The following is a 20,043-nucleotide window of genomic DNA, read 5'->3' on the forward strand; positions in this document are numbered from 1 at the left end:
CAATATTTTAATCTTCAAAAATAGTTTAATAAACTGAAAATGACAATTCTTGATTGATTCAATCGACGAAAATTTATAGATTTTTATGAAATTAAAGGTTTCAGTGATAATGATTTAGAAAAATGTCTCTTGATTGCCAAAAAAATTAATCAGAATATTTAACAAACTTTAACTCAAATATGGCATTTATTATGTTGATTAATGCGTGGATTTATCAGAAATTTACCCATTAATTTAATTTAAAAGAATGTCAGATTCATATCAAGCAGAAGACATCCGTCAGCTGACGGAGAAAGTGAAAGAGCAAAATTTCTTTTTTAATCTTCTGAGGCAGGAAATCAATAAAGCTATCATTGGTCAGCAATACATGATCGATCGTCTTTTGATAGGGCTTTTAGGAAATGGGCACGTTCTTTTAGAGGGTGTTCCGGGATTGGCTAAAACGTTGGCAATTAAGACTTTGGCAGAAGCTGTTCATGGCGATTTTTCAAGGATTCAATTTACACCCGATTTACTTCCTGCGGATGTTGTAGGAACAATGATTTACAACATAAAAGAAAATGATTTTTCCATAAAAAGAGGTCCTGTTTTTGCGAATTTCGTCTTGGCAGATGAGATCAACCGTGCTCCGGCAAAAGTGCAGTCAGCTCTTCTTGAGGTAATGCAGGAAAAACAGGTGACGATTGGAGACGAAACAATGCCATTGCCAAAACCATTTTTAGTTTTAGCGACTCAAAACCCGATTGATCAGGAAGGAACATATCTTTTACCGGAAGCGCAAAGCGACCGTTTTATGCTGAAATGTAAAATCGATTATCCTGAATTTGAAGATGAAAGAAAAGTGATGAGAATGGTTTCTACATCACATCAGCCGGAAATTAAACAGGTGATTTCTCTGCAAAATATTATGGAAGCAAAATCTCTTGTCAATCAGATTTATTTGGATGAAAAGATTGAAAAATATATTCTGGATATGGTTTTTGCAACCCGTTATCCTGAAAAATACGGACTTTCTGAACTGAAAAATTATATCAGCTTCGGAGCTTCGCCAAGAGCATCTATCAATTTGGCAATTGCTTCGAGAGCGTATGCATTTTTGAAAGGCAGAGCTTTTGTAATTCCTGAAGATGTAAAAGCTTTAGCACAAGATGTTTTAAGACACAGAATTGGATTAACCTTCGAAGCGGAAGCAGAAGAAATTACGTCGGAGGAAATCGTGAATAGAATTTTAGCGAAAATACAAGCTCCCTAATTAATTCTATATTCAAGGTTTAAAATTCAAAATTTTTATAGAATCTGAATTTTGAATATTGAATCTCAAATTTTGAATTCAATGCAGATAAAAGATATTGTAAAAAAAGTCAAGCAAATAGAAATCCGTACCAGAAGGAAAACGGAGGCTACTTTGATGGGGCAATATCACAGTGCTTTTAAAGGGCAGGGAATGACGTTTGCCGAAGTTCGTCCTTATCAGTTTGGAGACGAAATCCGAAGAATCGACTGGAACAAAACCGCACGTTTTCGTGAACCATTTGTGAAAGTAATGGAGGAGGAGCGTGAACTGACGATGATGCTTTTGGTTGATATTTCCGCATCAATGGATTACGGAACGAAAACTCAGCTTAAAAGAGAATATGTCGCAGAAATTGCGGCAAGTTTAGGCTTTTCAGCAGCTGGAAATAATGATAAAGTAGGCTTGATTCTATTTGCAGATAAAGTGTATAAAGTGATTCCGCCACAAAAAGGAAGAAAACATATTTTGTCGATGATCAGCCAAATTTTGACTGCGGATTATATACCTGCAGTTTCAAAAATCGATAAGGCTTTAGAATATATGATGGGGATTTTTAAAAGAAAATCACTCGTGTTTTTACTTTCAGATTTTGAAGATGATTATGATTCTAAAATTCTGAGAGTGGCTTCTAAAAAGCATCAGCTTTTGGGAATGAGAATTTATGACGAAAAAGATAATGATATTCCGGATGTAGGTTATGCACTTTTAAACGACGCAGAAACAGGAAAACAGATTTGGGTAAATACATCGAGCGCACGATGGAGATACACTTTTGCGGAAGCTCAAAAACAGAAACAGAGAAATCTGGAAGAAGATTTTGCCAATTCTTCAGCAGAGTTTATGAATATCAATACCGGAACAGATTACTCCAGATTATTATATAATTATTTTCAGAAAAAATAAAATATTCAGTAGCGGACTTTAGTCCGCTTTTAATTATAAAACAGAAAATAGGCTTTAGCCAAAATTTAGAATTGAAATTGAAAAAGATATTCTTTTTACTCTTATTTTTTATCTGTGTAAATACATTTTCACAGCTGCTTTCTTCAAATCTCGAGAAGAAAACGCTTGCATTGGGAGAAACAGATCATTTGGTAATTAAGATCGAAAATCTCAGAAGTCGGGCGGTTATCACGGCTCCGAAAGATGAATTGTTGCCTTTTCATTTTGAAGAAATCAAAGACAGTATCGGTATTAACGCCAATACTTATGAGCGACGTATAGAATTCGCAGTTTACGAAGAAGGAACTTTTAAAATTCCCGAACTTGAATTTAAAGTTGGAGAAAAACTTTTAAAAACAATTCCTTACGAGATTGAAGTTGTCAATACAGCAACCAAAGAAGATCAGATCAACGATATTATGAAAAATAAAGAAGTTGATCTGGAAGCAATAGATTACTGGGAACTTTATAAATGGTATGTTTTTGCAGCTTTAGCCGTTACCGCTTTGATTTTTGTAGTCGTCATGTTTGTGAAATACGGAAAAAAGAAGAAAAGCTCACCTGTTGTAACGACCAATCAGACTTTGAAAGAATTAGATTCTTTAAAAAAGAAAAAATATATTGAAGAAGGAAATTACCGGTCGTTTTATGTTGAGCTGATCGATATTTCGAGAAAGTTTATTACTAAACAATACAGAATTCCTGCAGATGTTTTATTGACGGATGATTTGGTGGCTTTAATGAAAGAAAATAATACCATCTCACAAGACAACGAAAAAATTGTGGAAGATGTATTTTTAAGAGGTGATCTGGTAAAATTTGCCAAGACTTTCCCAGATAAAGATCTAATGGAAAAAGATTTTACAGAAATACGGGATTTTGTAAAAAGATCATCCGAGGATATTGAATTTGAAAACCTGAGAAAAGATGTTTAATTTCGAGTTTTACAGTCCGTGGTTTTTTCTGCTGTTCTTGGTGTTTATTCCGCTTTTATTCAGGGATTTCAGTCAGAAAAAAAGAAAAGGAATTAAAGTTCCTACGACCAGCAATATGGATGGTAATAGTGGAATTCTGCCCGTACTTTTTCTGCTGAAAATCTCAAAATATATTATTCTTTCTGCGTTAATCATTGCTATGGCGAGACCGAGAACTTTTTCGGTTTCTCAGGATAGAGATGAGTCGAAAGGAATTGATATTATGCTGGCTGTAGATGTGTCGTTGAGTATGTTTTCTAAAGATTTTGATCCCGATCGATATGCTGTTCTGAAAAAAATTGCTGTTGATTTTATCAATAAGCGTCCGAATGACCGATTTGGTCTTGTTAATTATAAATTAGAAGCCTTCCTGAAAGTTCCGCTGACTTTTGATCATGATGCCGTAAAATATGAGATTGAAAACATGAATCAGCGTGAAATGACCGACGGAACTTCTGTAGGAGACGGTTTGGCAGTTGCGGTAAATCATTTAATGAAAAGTAAGGCAAAAAGTAAAATTGTTATTCTGATGACTGACGGACAAAATACAAGGATAAGCGGACTCTTTCCGCCACAGCTTGCTGCAGTTTTAGCCAAAGAGAATAATATTAAAGTCTATTGTGTCGGGATCGGGACAAACGGATATGCTTTAATGCCTTATGATTATGATGAATTCGGATATTATTACCGTGAACAGCCTGTTTCTATCGATGAAGATATGCTGCGTGAAATTACGCAGACTACAGGCGGAATTTACTACAGAGCCGATTCTGAAAATAAGCTTGATGAAATTTATTCCGATATTAATAAATTGGAGAAAACAGATATTCGGGTTTCCCGAAATTATAATTATGAAGAGTATTTCAAGTTTTTTCTCTGGATTGCTCTAGGAATGTTGGTCTTTGATGCCATTTTACGTTGGGTACTTTATAAATTTTTAAGCTGATGAACTGGTATTTAGGGAACAATTGGTATTTGTTATTATTGCTGTTTCTGCCGCTTTTATCTTTTTTTCTGATCAATTTTTTACGATGGAAAAAAAGAAAGAGAGAGCTGTTTGCAGACCCAAAATTTCATGAAGTTTTGTTTGAAAAAAGCTCCCGGTTTTTGAAGATTTTTCCTGTACTTTATTTTCTTGCTATATTATTTTTAATCTTTTCTATTATTGATCTTTTGAGCGGTTCTGAAAGAATAGAAACCAATCAGAAAATGAATAATGTAATTTTCATGATGGATGTTTCGAACTCGATGAATGCGGAAGATATTGATCCCGATCGACTTACCCAGGCAAAAAATCTGATCATTAATACCATTCATGAACTTAAAAATGACAAAATCGGAATCGTAGTTTTTGCAGGGGAAGCAGTCTCAGTAATGCCATTGACAACAGATTATGGCAGTGTGGAAACTTATATTTCCGATCTTCAGACGAAAGATATCACCATTCAGGGGACAGATTTTCTGCAGGCAATGGAGAGTGCGGTAGCTAAATTTAAAAATATAAATAAAGGAGCCAGAAAAGTAGTTTTGATAAGTGACGGAGAAGATAATGAAGGAAATGACAATGCAGCCATCCGACTCGCTAATAAGGAAGGAATAACTATTACTTCGGTTGGTGTTGGTTCAGATGAAGGAGCTCCGATTCCTGTTTATGAATATGGGCAATTGCAAGGGTATAAATTTGATAGCAATGGTGAAACCGTTATTTCAAAAAGACAGACTGAAGCCTTAAGAAAAATGGCACAGTCTACCGGTGGGAACTATATTGATGGCAACAATATGAATGATGCTCCGAAAAGAATTGCAGATGAGCTCAACAAAAAAGTTGCAAATACCAGTACAACCGTAAAGACTCAAAATGCAAATCATTATTACCAGTATTTTTTGGCAGTTTCAATATTTTTATTTGTCATTATTTATCTTTTTAATCCTAAAAGAGATTTTAATGTTTAAAAAGACCCAAGTGATGGTGAGTTTTGCAGGGGTAATACTTTAACCCAATTTTAACAAATAATACGCTGTTTATTAACATATAAAGGGATAATTTTGCAAGGGATGAATACTAAAATTGTATTTTTAGCGTTGATATTTGCTTTTTCGTTCTCAGGTATATTATTTGGGCAGGAAAGTTATAAGACTTTAGTCTACGAAGGCAATAAAAAATTTGATGCTAATGACTATGATGGTGCTTCCTCAAAATATATGGAAGCTATAAAATCAAACTCTGGTGATTTTACGGCACATTATAATTTAGGAAACGCTTTGTATAAAAAGAAAATGTATCAGGAAGCGAAAGAAGAGTATGCCAAAGCAGAAAAACTTTCTCAGACTTTACCAGACAAAGCAGCGGCGCTTCACAACCTGGGAAATACGATGATGCAGATGAATCAGCCCGAAAAAGCAGCAGATTATTACAAGCAGTCTCTAAAACAGGATCCTTACAAAGAAGCAACAAGGAAAAATTATGAAATTGCAAAGTTGAGGCTGAAGGAAATACAGAGAAACAAAAAACAGGAACAGGAGAACAAATCCGGTAAAAACGGAGGTGGCGAAGATAAAAAGAAGGGAGAGGAAGGAAACTCCAAGAATCAGAAAAATGAACAGGGAAATGGTCCGCAACAGGATAAAGGAGAAGATTCTAAACCCAAAGGTAATGGTAGTAAAGGAAAGCAGCTTCCTAAGGAATTAGAAAAAGCAATCCTTGATACGATAAACGGTAGAGAAAGAAAAACTGCCAGAAGAATTTTAGACGAAAAATCTTCTTCAAAGCCGCAAAGCAACGAGAAAGATTGGTGATGACACAAAGAATTATTTACGCAATATTTACCTTTTTATCTGTAATTTCTTACGGACAGGTAAAACTTACCATGAAGCCGGATAAAACGGACTATAGTGGAAGAGAAGTCGTAAATCTTACGATCACCCTAGAATTAAACGGAGACAACCTTGTTCAGCAAAGTAAACTGATGCTGCCGGATTTATCTAAATTTAATATGATCGGCAGCGGATCTTTTAATCAGGGGGTAAGAGACGCTGAAACCAATACTGCAATCGACGAATATGTCACCAGAATTGCGCTTGAACCCAAACAGAAAGGCAAAATCCGCATTGGTTCCGTTTTAGTGACGGTTAATAATAAAATCTATAAGACCGAACCTTTCGATATTTTCATCAGAGATATTGAAAAGAAACCGATTGCCAATGTTTCTAATGATGTTTACCTCAATATGGAAATCGACGATCGTGAAGTGTATCAGGATCAGCCTACAGTAGCAGTTCTCAGAGTTTATTCCAAAAACATCGACAATTTCAGAAAAGTAAAGAACATCAAGCTTCCTGAACAGGAAAATATCAATGTACATCCAGTTAATTTAAAAAGATCAGAAATAGATCCGTCTGGCTATGGGAATATGGCATCGCAGATTTTGGCTGTATTTATGGTATTCCCGAATGAAGCAGGCTACGTTGAAGTTCCTGCAGTTTCTGCGTCTGTCAATACTTTTTCAAATAAAAGTAAAATAGCTTCCAATAAAGTAAAGCTTAATGTAAAAAAGCTTCCTGAAGGCTCACCGGAAAGTTTTAAAAATGCGGTGGGTAATTTTAAAGTGGATGTCTTTCATTCATCAAAAGAAAAAGTTGAGGTTAAAAAACCGGTTAATGTAACGGTAAAAGTTTCGGGAGAAGGAAATCTTGCAGACCTTAATCTTCCTAAAATTGAAGAGTCACCCGATTATGATGTTTTTGCACCAAAAATTACAACCCGACTCAGCCCGGGACTTACAGGATTGAAGGGAGAAGTTTTGGCAAAGTATATTCTGATTCCTAAAAAAGCGGGTGATCTTATTGTTAAAACAGAACCTTTTGCTTATTTCAATCCGGCAGCAAAAGAGTATGTAAATCTGGGACAGGAAAAATTAGATCTTACCTCCTTTTCTCATGATGAGGTTCTTGAAGCAAGATCTACCGTAGAAAAAGTAAATGACTACACCAATACTTTGCTTGAAACCGTTGATAGCCCTGTTTTAAAAACAACTTCATTCAAGGTTAAAGAAAAAAGTAAGTTCAACTGGAATGTGCTTTTGGTGAACATATCTATTTTAATTGTGCTGTTTTTAGCCTATCTGGTGTTTAGAAATTGGCAAAAAAACCGAGATATAATTAAAGAAAAGCCAACTTCGAAACCTTTAGGATCTGTTGCGGAAACAGAACAGGAGATTAGAGAAAGTTTAAAAACTGATATTACCGATTATTTTGCTTATCTGGAAAATCTTAAAATTTCGGGAGATTACCAAAAGTTTTTCGAAACATTTGAAGAGATGGATCAGGAAGTGAGAAGCCAGTATTTCCAAAGCTCTAAAGAAGATTTTAAAGTTTTTCTTGAACGTCATAACGGAAGATCTGTTGCTGAAAGTTATCAGGAGCTTCTGCAGAAAATTCAGATTGAGAAATATTCTCCGCTTACTTCAGAAGACTCTATTAACGATCTGCTAAAAGATATTGTTAAATTATATTCTTTAATTAGTAAATAATCATTTTTTATTTATATTTTTGCGAAATTAATAATCGTAGAAATGGAAATATTTGACAGCTTTTCTATAAAGGAGGTTATTACCAGCTTTATGGTACTTTTTGCAGTGATCGATATCATCGGATCGGTTCCTATTGTGGTAAGCCTTCAGCAGAAATTCGGACAGATTGAAGCGGGAAGAGCTTCAATTACGGCAGGATTGATCATGATCGTATTTCTTTTTGTAGGAAATAAAATCTTGAAATTCATCGGGGTAGATGTGAATTCTTTTGCGATTGCGGGAGCTTTCGTTATTTTTATCATCGCTCTCGAAATGATTTTAGGAATTGAGATCAATAAAACCACCGAAGCCAAATCTGCTTCCATCGTTCCGATTGCGTTTCCTTTGGTTGCAGGAGCAGGAACTTTAACGACAACCTTGTCTTTAAGAGCGGAGTTTCATGATATTAACATTATTTGTGGCATCATTCTCAATACAATTTTCGTATATTTGGTGCTGAAATCGGCGAAGTGGATCGAGAAGAAAATGGGGGAGGCGTCTTTGGCAATTCTTCAGAAAGTTTTCGGAATTATTCTCCTTGCAATTTCAATTAAATTATTTACCGCAAATTTTGCACAACTTGTGTCAAATTATATTAATTTTTAGATCATGCAGAAGTTTTATAAAGTATTTTTGATCGTGTTTATCGTGATTATTGCCATTAATGGTTATGCCTTAAGCAGAAATTTAGGGGCAGATCTTACCTCTGAAGACAATATGAAGTTTTTAATTTCAATCGCTTGCGGATTGCTGGGTATAGGTCTCCTTTTCATCCTGAATACGTGGAGTAAGATTGGCGTAAAGAAGTAATTCTTTATCAGTATAAAAATAAAACCTCTTTCATTTTGGAAGAGGTTTTTTTGTAAGTTATATTACTTTAAATTTCATCTAAATTTAGGAATGATTTATAACCAAATTCTTCAGCACCGCCTCAGATTTCAGCTCCGTCTCTCTCCATTCTTTTTCAGGGTTGCTTTGAGCGGTAATTCCACCTCCGACAAACAGATGAACAGAATTTTTATATAATCTTGCACAACGCAGATTCACAAAATATTGTATGTAATCCTGGGTCTCAATCTTGATGAATCCGGCATACAATTCACGAGGGAATTTTTCCGCTTTTTCAATAATCTTTTTACAAAAATCCTTGGGAATTCCGCAAACTGCAGGGGTGGGATGAAGATCTTTTATTAAATGGTCTAAATTTTCAGGATTGATTTTTATTTTAAAATCGGTGCGTAAATGCTTGATATTTCCTGAAATATGGTCATACGTTTCAGACTCCTGAATTGAATTGGAATTACTGTATTTTTCTAAAATATTTCTGATGTATGTAGAAACAGGTTTCTGCTCTTCAATTTCTTTCTTCGTCCATTCTTCGGCAACAGGAATTGTTCCTGCAAGACTCATCGTTTCAAACTCATGGGTTAACTTGTTGAATTTCCCTAAAACTTCAGAAAAAGCTCCCATCCACGAAGTTTCTCCCTTATAAAACAAATACTTGAATGCATTCGGATAACTTTTACACAGATTATTGAAGCTGCTTTTCAGATCTATTTCTTTAAAATCAATATAGATTTTTCTTCTGGAAAGAACTAACTTCGGAAGATTACTTTCTTTAATAATTTCAATAACTTCTTCCAATTTTTGCAGATATTCTTCTTTATTTTCTGCAGTAAACTGTGTTCTGTCTTCCGGTAGGATTTGTGAGTTGATCCTTAAATTATCAAATTCTGACTGATCTTTTTCAACAATATTTCCTGAAATATTAATTTTCTCATCATTATTAAAAGAGTGAAAAGTAATTGAATGTGTATTCTGATTTTCGTCTGTAGAATAGAGTTTTTCGTCAAAAGGAAATTTGAAATAGATCATAATTTTGAAAATTTAAGAGCATCATTATTTAGAAATGAAATAAGAAATTCCTAAACTGATTTTTCTTTCAGCAAAGGTATTATTAGTCTTAAAAATGTCAAAATCAAATGAACTGTTTTTTAACGAAAGATTCCTGATTTTATAGTGTTGATATTCGAGATCGATCAGAAAACGGCTGAAAATTCGATATTGCAGCCCAAATGAAAAACCAAGATTGATCTGATCACTTTTAAAATCATCCAACTTATTCAAAATGTTATTCTCAGGAACTAAAAACTGCATTTTGTACCTATTTTTATTGATTAGAAAACCTGCGAACGGACGAAAGTTTTTCCATTCGTAGATTGCTTTTAGCTGTACAACATATTCATAATGTTTATTGTTGAATCTCTGAAAAAGTAAAGGTTTAGAGTTTTCAGTAAAATAAAATCCGTTCAGAAAAGTCTCTTCCCGATTGGCATCAAGATCGAATGTAGAATTCCAGTGAAAAACATTTGCAGAAAGCATGAGCGAAAAATTGGGATTGATAATGCTTTTTGAAATCCAGATACCCAGATTTTGCCCAAACTGCTGTTTTTTACCAGATAAATTTTCTGCCCAATTAGCATTTTTTAAACCAATTCCGGCCTGAATTCCATATTTAAAGCCTGTGTTTGAAGTTTTTTTTATCTGTTCTTCAAGATCCTCTTTATTGATGATCTTGCTATTTGAAAGAATCTCCTGATGCTGAATCTGTAGAGGTGAAAAAGTGAGATGTGCAAGTTTTATTTTGATGGCTTTTTCGATATAGATCGTGTCATAAACAATCACTTTTTCATAAACATATACCGTATCTGTTTTTTTGCGTTGCGCAAAGGTTTGGATAAATACGATGGCAGAAAAAAGTAAAATTATTTTTCTTAAAAGCATGGTTTAGTCAGTTTATCTTTCGATATAAATGGTGTCTCTCTGAATGATCTTCTTTACGACAATTACTTTATGTGCCGTAGTTTTAGCAGAATCTTTTTTATTTATAATTTTTGAAGATACTAAGTTTTTTGTTTTATTTGGTTGTTTTTCTTTGCTTAAATCTATGCTGAATTTTTTGTCTGATTTTTCTTCGGTCTGATTACTTTTCAAGCTTTTTTTGACCACATTTTTATTCTTGATATTGCTTTGATGATTATCTGCAATTTTCTCCATCAAGTTTAAATTTTGGGAATCCGAATGATTTATATCGCCCCAATTTTTTTTAGGATTAAAAAAGAATATACTTCCAACAATAATGATAAAAAATGCACATCCGATAATGGCTTTTTGCTTCCAATGATGATGAGCAGATGAAAACGTAATGTTATTCACCATAATATCTGACGGAATTTCAAAATTTTTGGAAGGAGAGATCGTAAAATCTGAAAATTTATTCTGAAAGGTTTGTGCCCACAATAATCCACCAAAACCTAAGAAAATTAAGAGCTGTGCCGTTTTATTTTTTGAACTTTCTTTATTGACAAAGTGGGTAAGCAAATAATTCTGAACCGATTTTTTCGCTCTCATCAGATGAGATTTTGAAGTATTAACCGGAATTTCCAAGATCCCTGAAATCTCAGCGTGAGTATAGTTTTCGATATAGTATAAATTGAAAACCGATTTGTGATGTGGAGCCAGATTATCGATGGATTTCAGCAGTTCTTCCTGCGTAAAATCGTATGCTAAAATATTCTTCTTCTCGTCAAAAGCTGCTGTATTCATTTCGGTATATATATCCGGGATTTCTGATGTTTCTGTGGTAATAAATGTATCCTTGGTCGTTTTTCGAATAACCTGTAAAGCATTATTGACTACAATTTTTTTAAGCCATCCAAAAACTGCTTTTTCATCTTTCAACTGGTGGTTTTTCTGCATTGCTGTGATAAAGCTATCCTGCACAATATCTTCCGCAGTTGGTAGATCTGCGATATATCTTCGACAAATCCCCAAAAGTTTCGGGGAATGGTCGAGATAGATTTTTTGCCAGTTGAGTTTTTGCATTAGATTTTATTTAGTCCTGTACGACGTAAATTGAGGTGAAAATACCATTAACATGATTAATGTGTTGAGTTTCGACATTATTTATATAAACTTTATATGAGTCTTTTATATCGGAAGTTGATTTGGATCTGATTTGATAAATATTTTGATCGAGTGCAAAGAAATCTTCAATTCGATTAAATCCTAAAGCATAAGAAAAGGAGATTGTATTGTCATTTTTTAAATAGTCAGAACCATTGCTAAAGTCATAGATGTCAGTTCCATCGATTTTAAATTTACCTTTCACAGTTTGAGAAATATAAGTATCAGTATTTGTTATGATATTTTTAAAATAAGTTTTGTCAGTAAGTTTATCATACATAGATAAATATATACCTCCTAAACCACTACTTGAAATGTTTCTAAAATTCTTTTGACCTGAATATGGTGAAACAATATTATAAATGTTATTTTTGAAATAACCTACTTCAATTGGTGAATCAACTAAATTATTAAGCATTTTATTTACCGGGATATACAAATCACCATTATGTATTGTGAAATTCCTTGTTGTGACATAAGTTTGAGGATTGGGAAAGTTTTGTGTAAATAGTACCGTTTTTAAACCATTTTTCCAGTAACACAGCTCGCGAGTGTAAGTTATGGTAGAAGGTATTTGAACAATAGGACTTGTTACTGTTCCAAATAAATAAATATTTCCTTGATCGACGAGGAAGTCATCTATACTATGAGCATAATCTGCAGGATTTGTAGTGTTAGTATTCATCCCTATGTGTTGATTAACTGCTATTTTAACATTATTTTTCCAAATATAATAGTCTGGTGAAATATCACTCATAGCAAAAATATAAACATCATTATTTTCTACGATAATTTTTCTGGGAGTAATATTGGAACCATTAATTAAATCTATTTTGATTCCATTTTTCCAATAGCAAGCATTGTTATTTTCTTTCCCAGCAACGTATACATCATAAGAAGCATTTTTTTTCTCAAGTTCATCAATATCACTCTCTCTACAAGAAAATACAAACGTCAACAACAAAATAAATGGTAAAATTAAATTTTTCATGGTTATTTTTATTATAAGATGCAGAATTATAAAAAGGTTGCAGCTGATCTTAATTAAATAATATAGGTTTTATTGTTTTAGGAATTTTCACAATGTGATAAGGTTGCGTAATAACAGAAGTAGCATTACCCTGAAGTAATTTTTCTATATCAACATTAATATATTGAGGATGTTCTTCAACAGCTATAATATCGATAGAATGACCACCGTTCGGATATACTTCATCAACCACAACAATTGCCATAAACTCATTAAAATCGATGTAGGTTTGGGTAAAACTTGCAGATGTCTGATGAGTCGGAGTATCGATTTGATTCAAAAACTGATTCCACTGTGCAGAATTGGTCATTACTGTATTTTGCTGAACCACATAGTTTGCCGTGATAATGCCTTTACCAATAAGCTGAGAGGTGAACAGGTTCTTGCTTTCTATGTTGTCATCATGATCATTACAAGAAGTTATGATTAAAAAGACGAAACATAGTAGCAGGAGTAAATGTTTTTTCATAATCTATAAAGTTAGGAGTTTCTTTATATTAAGATGAAAAAATATAAAGAGTTACCATAGATTTTAGTTAAATAAAACCGGCTTTGCAATTTTAGGAATTTTCACAATATGATAAGGTTGCGTGACAACAGTTGTAACATCTCCCTGAAGCAATTTTTCTACATCGACTTCAATATTTTGCGGATTTTCATCAACCGTCATAATGTCAACAGAATGTCCGCTATTTGGATAAACTTCATCAACGACAAGAATCACCATAAACTGATTAAAATCGATATTGGTTTCCGTAAAACCGGAAGAAGGATGATTATTCGGGCCGTCAATTTGATTTAGAAAATTATTCCATTGGGTAGAGTTTGTAATAACTGTATTTTGTGGGGTAGCATAAGTTGCCATAAAATTTCCTTTTCCGATTAACTGAAAATTAATCTGGTTTTTGCTCTCAATATTTTCATCATTATGATCACGACATGAAGTCGAAATCAATAAAATAGAACATAGTAGTAGAAGTAAATGTTTTTTCATAATCTATAAATTTATGGGTTTCTTTATATAAGATGAAAAAAAATAAAAAGGTTGCAGCAGGAAATAAAAAAAGACTCAAAATTTTGAGTCTTCTGTATTTTTGTTGAAAATCTTATCGGTTGATAATATTATTGGTCATTGTTGTATGATTGATCAGTTGCCCTTTCTCATCACGAATTTCAATTTCAGAAACATGCATGGTCTTTCCTTTTCGGATAAATCTTGCTACTGCGGTTACAATTCCGTCTTTTTTGCTTCTTAAATGATTGGAATTAATGTTGGTTCCGACACCAAAATATTTGCTCCCATCGATAAAAATATTAGACAGGCTAGAACCCATTGTTTCTGCTAAAACACAGCTTGCGCCACCATGCATAATTCCAAAAGGCTGATGAATTTTTGGTGAAACAGGCATTGTTGCAGTAAGCGTTTCATTTTCAAGATCAATATCGATGAAATTGATACCAAGTGTTTTGGCAAAAGTTTCTTCTCCCCAGTGGTTGATGAATTCTAATATTTCTTGTTTTGTTTTACCTTCAGTGTACATTTTATGAGTAGTGAGTAATGTTTAATAAATAATATATTTAAAAAGTAAAAAGTAAAAAGTAAAAAGTAATTTTGCTTCTAGCTTCTAGCTTCTAGCTTCTAGCTTCCGAATCATTTCCCATCAGATTAGGATTCCAGTTGGCAGGGATTTTCGGAACAATATCATTTTTCACATAGTAATCCTGAATTTCCTGCATAATTTCTGCAAAAGTTGCAGTTACTAATCTTTCGTAAGGAATCTGATATCCTAAATACACAATTTTTCTTTTGAAATCTCCCGCCGCCAGAACGATTGGAACTTTTGCTGCCAACGCCATATGGTAGAATCCTTTTCTCCATTTCGGCACCCAGCTTCTTGTTCCTTCAGGAGTGATTACCAAGCTGAAATCGTCTTTTTCAAATTCTTTTGCAACAAAATTCACGAGGTCATTTTTCTGGCTTCTGTCGATCCCAATTCCACCTAAACCTTTTACTGCAGAACCATACCAAGCTTTGGTATGAGCATCTTTGATGATGATTTTTAAAGGTTTTTTTAAAGACCAATAGGCTAAATTTCCCAAAAGATATTCCATATTGTGAGTATGCGGTGCTACAACCAGAATACATCGGTTAAGATTGTTGACATCGCCCTGTAGAACGACCTTCCAACCCAATAATTTTAGCATCAATTTACCGATCAGTTTTCTCATGAATTTTAATTTTAAAACAAAAAAAGTATAACCAAATCTTGGTTATACTTTACAAATATATTGAAATATTGTCGCTCTTAAAATAAACGGCTGATTAAATCTACGATTTTTACAGCGATTTCTAAAACTACTTGTACCATGGTTTAAATTTTTTTGTGTTTGTTTTAATAGAATTTGGATGTACGAATATACAAAGATTTTATGATATAAAACACTTTCTATTGAAATTTCTTTATATTTCTTTGAGAGAAGAAGAGTGTGAATTTCAAACGGTTGTCTTTCCACTCACACCTTCTGCCACTCTCTGAAGTTAATTATTTAGTTTTAATAGAAATTTCGTTTTCACCGTCTTTTATCTTAATGTTTTTTATTTCGTTTTCGCTCTGTTTAATAATATTTTTTATAGAATCAATCTTTTTCTTGGCAGCATTCTGAGGAACTTTCACTCCGTTGATGATAACGCTGTCTTTATCGTCCGAACTGTACTCGATGGTTGAGCCATTTATAGAGATTTTATTCTTTTCAATCTGTAAAGTATTATCATCTCCATTGTTGTCATCGTTATTTTCATCATCATCGTTGATTCCGTTATTATCAAGATCTCCGTTGAAATCAATTCCACGGTCTTTTACCGGGATCACGATCATATTTTGAGGGATTACAAGTTCATAATCGATATGATAATCTCTGAATCTGTGATCGTAAGGATATTTAATGTAATTTGGAAGCATAACCTTGTTGTTCACGATTTCTACAGGAACGTTTACATTAAGCGGAACATTGTAGCCTTTAGCTTCTTTTTTAATAACAAGATAAGGAGCTTTGATGTTTTCTTTTCTTGTTACTTCCACGTAAATATAATCTTCTTCATAAACCGATATTTTATCAGAATAAATATCATTATCGTAGCCTACAAAGTTTTGTGGAATTGCAACTTGTTTTACATCTACATAAATGCTGTCTGATGCAGTATTGATCGCAATTTCTTCAGTATCTTCCTTATGACCTTTGAAAAGCATTTCTCTTTTTGCCATGCTCAGTCCGAAGTATGTTCCAAGACCGATTACTGTTAAGAATAAAGCTCCTAAAACCCAACCGATATTTCTCAGTTTTGTTTTTGGTGAGAAAATTTTGATGCTTACTAAACTGAAAAGTATAGCTGGAATCAAAGATCCGATGATGATGATGGCTGCTAAAACATTATACAATCCGTCGTTGTCAAAATAAAATCTCATTTCATTAGCTCCAGGAAAGTTAGATTCAACCCCAAACATGCCAAACAATACAAATACCCCGATGATGCTGCTTACTGCCATGATGGCAAAGAAGATTCCGATGATGTATTTAATGACATTCCATACTCCGCTACCTGCATTTTTTACATAAGGTTTATTTTCTATGAAGATTTCTCCTGCTCTTGTTGTCGTTTCATTTGCAAACTGTACAATTTTACTTGACTCTTCCTTTAAGTTGTCAAAATTCAGAGGCTTTCCCTTCATTTTCAAAAAATCGGAAGCCGTTTCTGCTTTTGGTAAAACTGCCCAAAGAATGAAATATAGGATAATAACTAGTAAAGAAGATCCCGGCGCAACAATCAGAAATAAAAGTGTTCCTACCCAGATCAGTCTCATCCAGCTGATTTCCATTCCGAAATAAGCAGCTAAACCAGCACAAACTCCGGCAATTTTCTGGTTTTCAGGATCACGGAACAGTTGTTTCTTATCGCTGTAGCTTGTTCCTGAAGTTTTAGTTTTTGTACTTTTTTCAGAATAATAGGCTTCTTCCTGTTCTTCGATTTTTTCAGGCGAACCGATCTGTGCAATTACTTTTTCTACATCAGCATCGTTGATTACTTCACGTTTTCCTAAAGTATCTCTGAAGATTTCAACCATTCTGATTTCTATGTCATGCATTACCTCATCAGCTTCAGAAGCGTCCAAAGAGCTTCTCAGAGCATTCAGATAATCGCTGAGCTTTATATATGCGTGTTCTTCTATGGTAAAAGAAAAACCTGCGAGTCCTATTGAGAGTGTCTTGTTCATAGCTTTTGTTTTTAGTGTTTTTGAGTGATTTGGTTTACAGAATCTGTCAATTCTTGCCAGGTATTTTGCAGTTCAGTAAGAAAAGTTTTTCCTTTTTCTGTAATCTGATAATACTTTCTTGGTGGTCCTCCTGTAGATTCTTCCCATCTGTAGGAGAGAAATTCTCCGTTTTTCAGTCTTGTGAGAAGAGGGTAGAGTGTTCCTTCCACAACGTCCAGTTTTCCTTTTTTCAGCTCGTCGATCAGATCAGAAACATACATTTCTTTGTGATTGATGAGGCTTAAAATACAGAATTCCAGAATCCCTTTTCGCATTTGCGCTTTGGTATTTTCGGTATTCATCTTTAATAGGTTTTTGTTAATTAGTTATATAAATTTTCAGATTTTGGTTCTTAGCTAGCTGAACCTATTCTGATTTTACATTACAAAGATATGTAATTAAAATGGTATTATGCAATACAAAGTAGTGAAATTATTTTAAATTAAAGTTTAAGTAATTGGTAATCAGTTTAATAATTTTTAATCTAATTTTTAAATGACGATTAAATATTAGAAATAAATTCAATTTTTGGGGTTAAATCTTTATCTTTGTTATCAACTGTAACCTAAATTAACTCGAGATGAATACCAAAAAACTACTATTTACTTTAGTATGTTGGGGAATGTTTTGTAATGCTCAGAATGTTTTTGAGCTGTCGGATGTTTCAAAAACATATCATGTGATTGTGAATGCAGAGCGTTGTAATGGAAAAATTTGCGATGGGAGAGCGATAATTGATCTCTATGATAAAAGTACGATGAAGAAATACCAGACTTTATCTTCAGAAAATTTTTATTTAGAGCTAAACGAGAATGGAAAACCTTCTGTTGATTCTTTGAAAAACTCAATTATTTTTAATGATTTTAATTTTGACGGTTTTGAAGATGTTGCCGTAAGAGACAGAAGTAGTGATCGTGGGAGTTTGCTTTTTGATGTTTATTTAAATAATAATTCTGAAACAAAATTTGCTTTGAACCAGGAGCTTACCGATCTGGTCACTGCTAATTCAGGAATGTTTACAATTGATTCAGAACGTAAACTTATTGTTTCTCATCTGAAAAATGGCTGTTGCTGGAATCTTACTTCAGAATATCAGTATATTCCCGAAAGAGGATTGCTGAAAGTATTGGAATTTGAAAAAGATACAAGAGATTCAAAAGAAGTGAAAACCATAAAAAGAGAGTTTATAGATTATAAATGGTTTGCAAAAACCACAATTTACCCAAGAAAATTATATTTTAAAGAAGAAAAAAAATGAAAATACAGAAAGAAATTGATTTTATCCTTGCTGTAGATGCACTGAAAAATGTGCAAAGGAGAAATTATAATGCGGATGATTCCAGAAGAGAAAATACGGCTGAACATTCGTGGCAGATTATTATTCTCGCTCAGATTCTTTTTCCTTATGCGAAAAACAGAGCCGATATTGATTTGTTGAGAGTTATCAGAATGTTGTCTATTCACGATCTGGTAGAAATTGAAGCCGGAGATACATTCCTTTTTGATGAAGCAGCAATGGTTGGAAAATTTGAGAGGGAAAAATTGTCTGCTCAAAATATTTTCGGGATTTTAGATGAACCGCTTCGCTCAGAATTTTTTAACCTATGGCTTGAATTTGAAGAAGAGCAAACTCCCGATGCTATTTTCGCGTGCGCAATCGACCGAATTATGCCATTTATTTTAAATTCTCATACTTCCGGAAAAAGCTGGACTGAAGCCAAAGTAACCGAAATACAAATCAGAAATATGCTGGAAAATGCGATCGGCAGAGCATCAGACGAAATGGGAGAGGCTTTTCATCATCTTTTAAATCTTAATTTAGAATCGGAAAAAGTTTTGAGGTAAATTGTTCACCCATTTCAGGTCTTTCATAGTTTAAACGTTTAAATTAAAAAGGTATTATTGTAAATTCAATATTTTATACAATATTGGTGATAAATTTACAATGATATATCTATTTGTTTATCTGTTATTTAATGATTTTTAATTAATATATTTGTTTTAATAATTAATTAAATTTATATCTATGAAAAAAACTTTACTTTCTGTCGCTATTTTAGCGGCAAACTTGTTTTACTCACAAGTAACAATTGGTTCTGGAACCAGAGTGGATAGTAATATTGGCTTGTCAACTCCCATATCTATTTATTATGGGTATAGCTTATCTCAGCAAATTTACTTAGCAAGCGAAATTGGCCCTGCGATGAACATTCAACAGTTGAAGTTTTATGTGCAAAACCCAATATCATCATTAGGTAATACAGCACAGGTTGATGTCTGGATCGGGCATACAACATCAACGGGTTTTCAAAATGTTGTCAGTACAACGGGAGCAGGATGGATTCCTGTTTCTCAGCAACAAAAGGTTCTGACCACAGGAAACCTTACCTACAGCGGAAGTGAGGTAACCATTACTTTGACGACTCCTTTTGCCTATAATGGGACTCAAAACTTGGTAATCACCGTGGACGAAAATAAATCTGGAGATGACGGTAATTCATATCCTTTTTACCAAACTGTAGACTATGCTAATGATATGACTTTAATTAATAGAAGTGATACCGATAATCCTGATCCGTTAAATCCACCGACAAACTATACCGGACCGTCTTCATTTGCAACAACTGAAGTTCAAGGTAAAAAATACAAAGCGATCGTTACTTTGATCGCCCAGAATTTGGGAGTTGCTGATGTAAGAACAGTGGGAGATGCATCAATAAGTCCGAATCCTGCAGCTGATTTTGTTGTGATTAAATCCAAACTGACTGTTGGGTCGGTTGATATCTTCGATGCAAACGGAAGAAAAGTATCAAATAATCTTTCGTTGAATCATGATAAAATCGACATAAGACATCTTTCTTCAGGAGTTTATTTGTTGAAAATTAACTACAAAGAAGGATTTTCTACCACCAAAAAAATTATTAAGAAATAAAAGGTTTCGGCGGGCAAAGCCCGCCGA

The 20,043-nt window shown here is 33.6% G+C and carries 22 protein-coding genes; 12 read left to right on the top strand and 10 right to left on the bottom strand.

The annotated features are described in order from the left end of the window. Positions 1-247 precede the first annotated feature (247 nt). The 9 genes from BA768_RS11690 (at position 248) to BA768_RS11730 (ending at position 8,588) form a co-directional block, all read left to right on the top strand. A complete protein-coding gene (locus tag BA768_RS11690; RefSeq protein ID WP_065720901.1) occupies positions 248-1,252 on the top strand; it encodes an AAA family ATPase in 1,005 nt (334 codons plus the stop codon). 81 nt (positions 1,253-1,333) lie between these two features. Then, the gene (locus BA768_RS11695; protein WP_034674235.1) at positions 1,334-2,197 is read left to right on the top strand and encodes a DUF58 domain-containing protein; all 864 of its coding nucleotides are present in this window, start codon (positions 1,334-1,336) and stop codon (positions 2,195-2,197) included. 71 nt (positions 2,198-2,268) lie between these two features. Continuing rightward, positions 2,269-3,171, top strand: coding sequence for a BatD family protein (locus BA768_RS11700; RefSeq protein ID WP_065720902.1), 903 nt, complete (start codon positions 2,269-2,271; stop codon positions 3,169-3,171). Then, complete coding sequence (locus tag BA768_RS11705) at positions 3,164-4,156, top strand: vWA domain-containing protein (RefSeq protein ID WP_065720903.1); 993 nt, start codon at positions 3,164-3,166, stop codon at positions 4,154-4,156. Before BA768_RS11700 ends, BA768_RS11705 begins: the two co-directional genes overlap by 8 nt. Next, entirely contained in the window at positions 4,156-5,163 is a 1,008-nt protein-coding gene (locus BA768_RS11710) for a vWA domain-containing protein (RefSeq protein WP_065720904.1), read from the top strand. The genes BA768_RS11705 and BA768_RS11710 overlap by 1 nt, the downstream gene beginning before the upstream one ends. A gap of 102 nt (positions 5,164-5,265) precedes the next feature. Continuing rightward, a complete protein-coding gene (locus BA768_RS11715; RefSeq protein WP_065720905.1) occupies positions 5,266-6,006 on the top strand; it encodes a tetratricopeptide repeat protein in 741 nt (246 codons plus the stop codon). Next, positions 6,006-7,739 (top strand): BatD family protein, encoded by a 1,734-nt coding sequence (locus BA768_RS11720; protein WP_034674244.1) that lies wholly within the window; start codon positions 6,006-6,008, stop codon positions 7,737-7,739. Before BA768_RS11715 ends, BA768_RS11720 begins: the two co-directional genes overlap by 1 nt. A gap of 42 nt (positions 7,740-7,781) precedes the next feature. Further along, on the top strand, positions 7,782-8,384 hold the full coding sequence (locus tag BA768_RS11725; protein ID WP_034674248.1) for a MarC family protein: 603 nt from the start codon (positions 7,782-7,784) through the stop codon (positions 8,382-8,384). 3 nt (positions 8,385-8,387) lie between these two features. Then, complete coding sequence (locus BA768_RS11730) at positions 8,388-8,588, top strand: hypothetical protein (RefSeq protein WP_034674250.1); 201 nt, start codon at positions 8,388-8,390, stop codon at positions 8,586-8,588. Positions 8,589-8,672: 84 nt separating this feature from the next. On the opposite strand, the gene BA768_RS11735 is transcribed toward BA768_RS11730, so the two are convergent. From BA768_RS11735 to BA768_RS11780, 10 genes are all read right to left on the bottom strand, one after another. Then, complete coding sequence (locus tag BA768_RS11735) at positions 8,673-9,653, bottom strand: chorismate-binding protein (RefSeq protein WP_065720906.1); 981 nt, start codon at positions 9,651-9,653, stop codon at positions 8,673-8,675. A 24-nt stretch (positions 9,654-9,677) separates the two neighbouring features. Then, positions 9,678-10,562: a hypothetical protein gene (locus BA768_RS11740; protein ID WP_034674256.1), complete on the bottom strand. Its 885-nt coding sequence runs from the start codon at positions 10,560-10,562 to the stop codon at positions 9,678-9,680. 12 nt (positions 10,563-10,574) lie between these two features. Further along, positions 10,575-11,663, bottom strand: a complete 1,089-nt coding sequence (locus BA768_RS11745; RefSeq protein WP_065720907.1) for an RNA polymerase sigma factor — start codon at positions 11,661-11,663, stop codon at positions 10,575-10,577. Positions 11,664-11,673: 10 nt separating this feature from the next. Further along, positions 11,674-12,735: a hypothetical protein gene (locus tag BA768_RS11750; RefSeq protein WP_065720908.1), complete on the bottom strand. Its 1,062-nt coding sequence runs from the start codon at positions 12,733-12,735 to the stop codon at positions 11,674-11,676. A 49-nt stretch (positions 12,736-12,784) separates the two neighbouring features. After that, a complete protein-coding gene (locus BA768_RS11755; RefSeq protein ID WP_065720909.1) occupies positions 12,785-13,243 on the bottom strand; it encodes a protease complex subunit PrcB family protein in 459 nt (152 codons plus the stop codon). A 63-nt stretch (positions 13,244-13,306) separates the two neighbouring features. Next, complete coding sequence (locus BA768_RS11760) at positions 13,307-13,768, bottom strand: protease complex subunit PrcB family protein (protein WP_065720910.1); 462 nt, start codon at positions 13,766-13,768, stop codon at positions 13,307-13,309. A 112-nt stretch (positions 13,769-13,880) separates the two neighbouring features. Then, a complete protein-coding gene (locus BA768_RS11765; protein WP_065720911.1) occupies positions 13,881-14,315 on the bottom strand; it encodes a PaaI family thioesterase in 435 nt (144 codons plus the stop codon). A gap of 91 nt (positions 14,316-14,406) precedes the next feature. Next, complete coding sequence (locus BA768_RS11770; RefSeq protein WP_065720912.1) at positions 14,407-15,003, bottom strand: 1-acyl-sn-glycerol-3-phosphate acyltransferase; 597 nt, start codon at positions 15,001-15,003, stop codon at positions 14,407-14,409. 314 nt (positions 15,004-15,317) lie between these two features. Beyond that, positions 15,318-17,045 carry a PspC domain-containing protein gene (locus BA768_RS11775; protein ID WP_065720913.1) on the bottom strand — a complete coding sequence of 576 codons (1,728 nt, stop codon included), beginning with the start codon at positions 17,043-17,045 and terminating at the stop codon, positions 15,318-15,320. An 11-nt stretch (positions 17,046-17,056) separates the two neighbouring features. Beyond that, on the bottom strand, positions 17,057-17,386 hold the full coding sequence (locus tag BA768_RS11780; RefSeq protein ID WP_065720914.1) for a PadR family transcriptional regulator: 330 nt from the start codon (positions 17,384-17,386) through the stop codon (positions 17,057-17,059). Between the two features lie 278 nt (positions 17,387-17,664). Between BA768_RS11780 and BA768_RS11785 the strand changes: the two genes are divergently transcribed. From BA768_RS11785 to BA768_RS11795, 3 genes are all read left to right on the top strand, one after another. Continuing rightward, a complete protein-coding gene (locus BA768_RS11785; protein WP_123947108.1) occupies positions 17,665-18,342 on the top strand; it encodes an XAC2610-related protein in 678 nt (225 codons plus the stop codon). Further along, a complete protein-coding gene (locus BA768_RS11790) occupies positions 18,339-18,929 on the top strand; it encodes an HD domain-containing protein (protein WP_065720916.1) in 591 nt (196 codons plus the stop codon). Before BA768_RS11785 ends, BA768_RS11790 begins: the two co-directional genes overlap by 4 nt. A 181-nt stretch (positions 18,930-19,110) precedes the next feature. Further along, positions 19,111-20,016 carry a T9SS type A sorting domain-containing protein gene (locus tag BA768_RS11795; protein WP_065720917.1) on the top strand — a complete coding sequence of 302 codons (906 nt, stop codon included), beginning with the start codon at positions 19,111-19,113 and terminating at the stop codon, positions 20,014-20,016. Positions 20,017-20,043 lie beyond the last annotated feature (27 nt).

The sequence above is a fragment of the Chryseobacterium sp. CBo1 genome, from assembly GCF_001693475.1.
GTDB classification, from domain to species: Bacteria; Bacteroidota; Bacteroidia; order Flavobacteriales; family Weeksellaceae; genus Chryseobacterium; species Chryseobacterium formosense.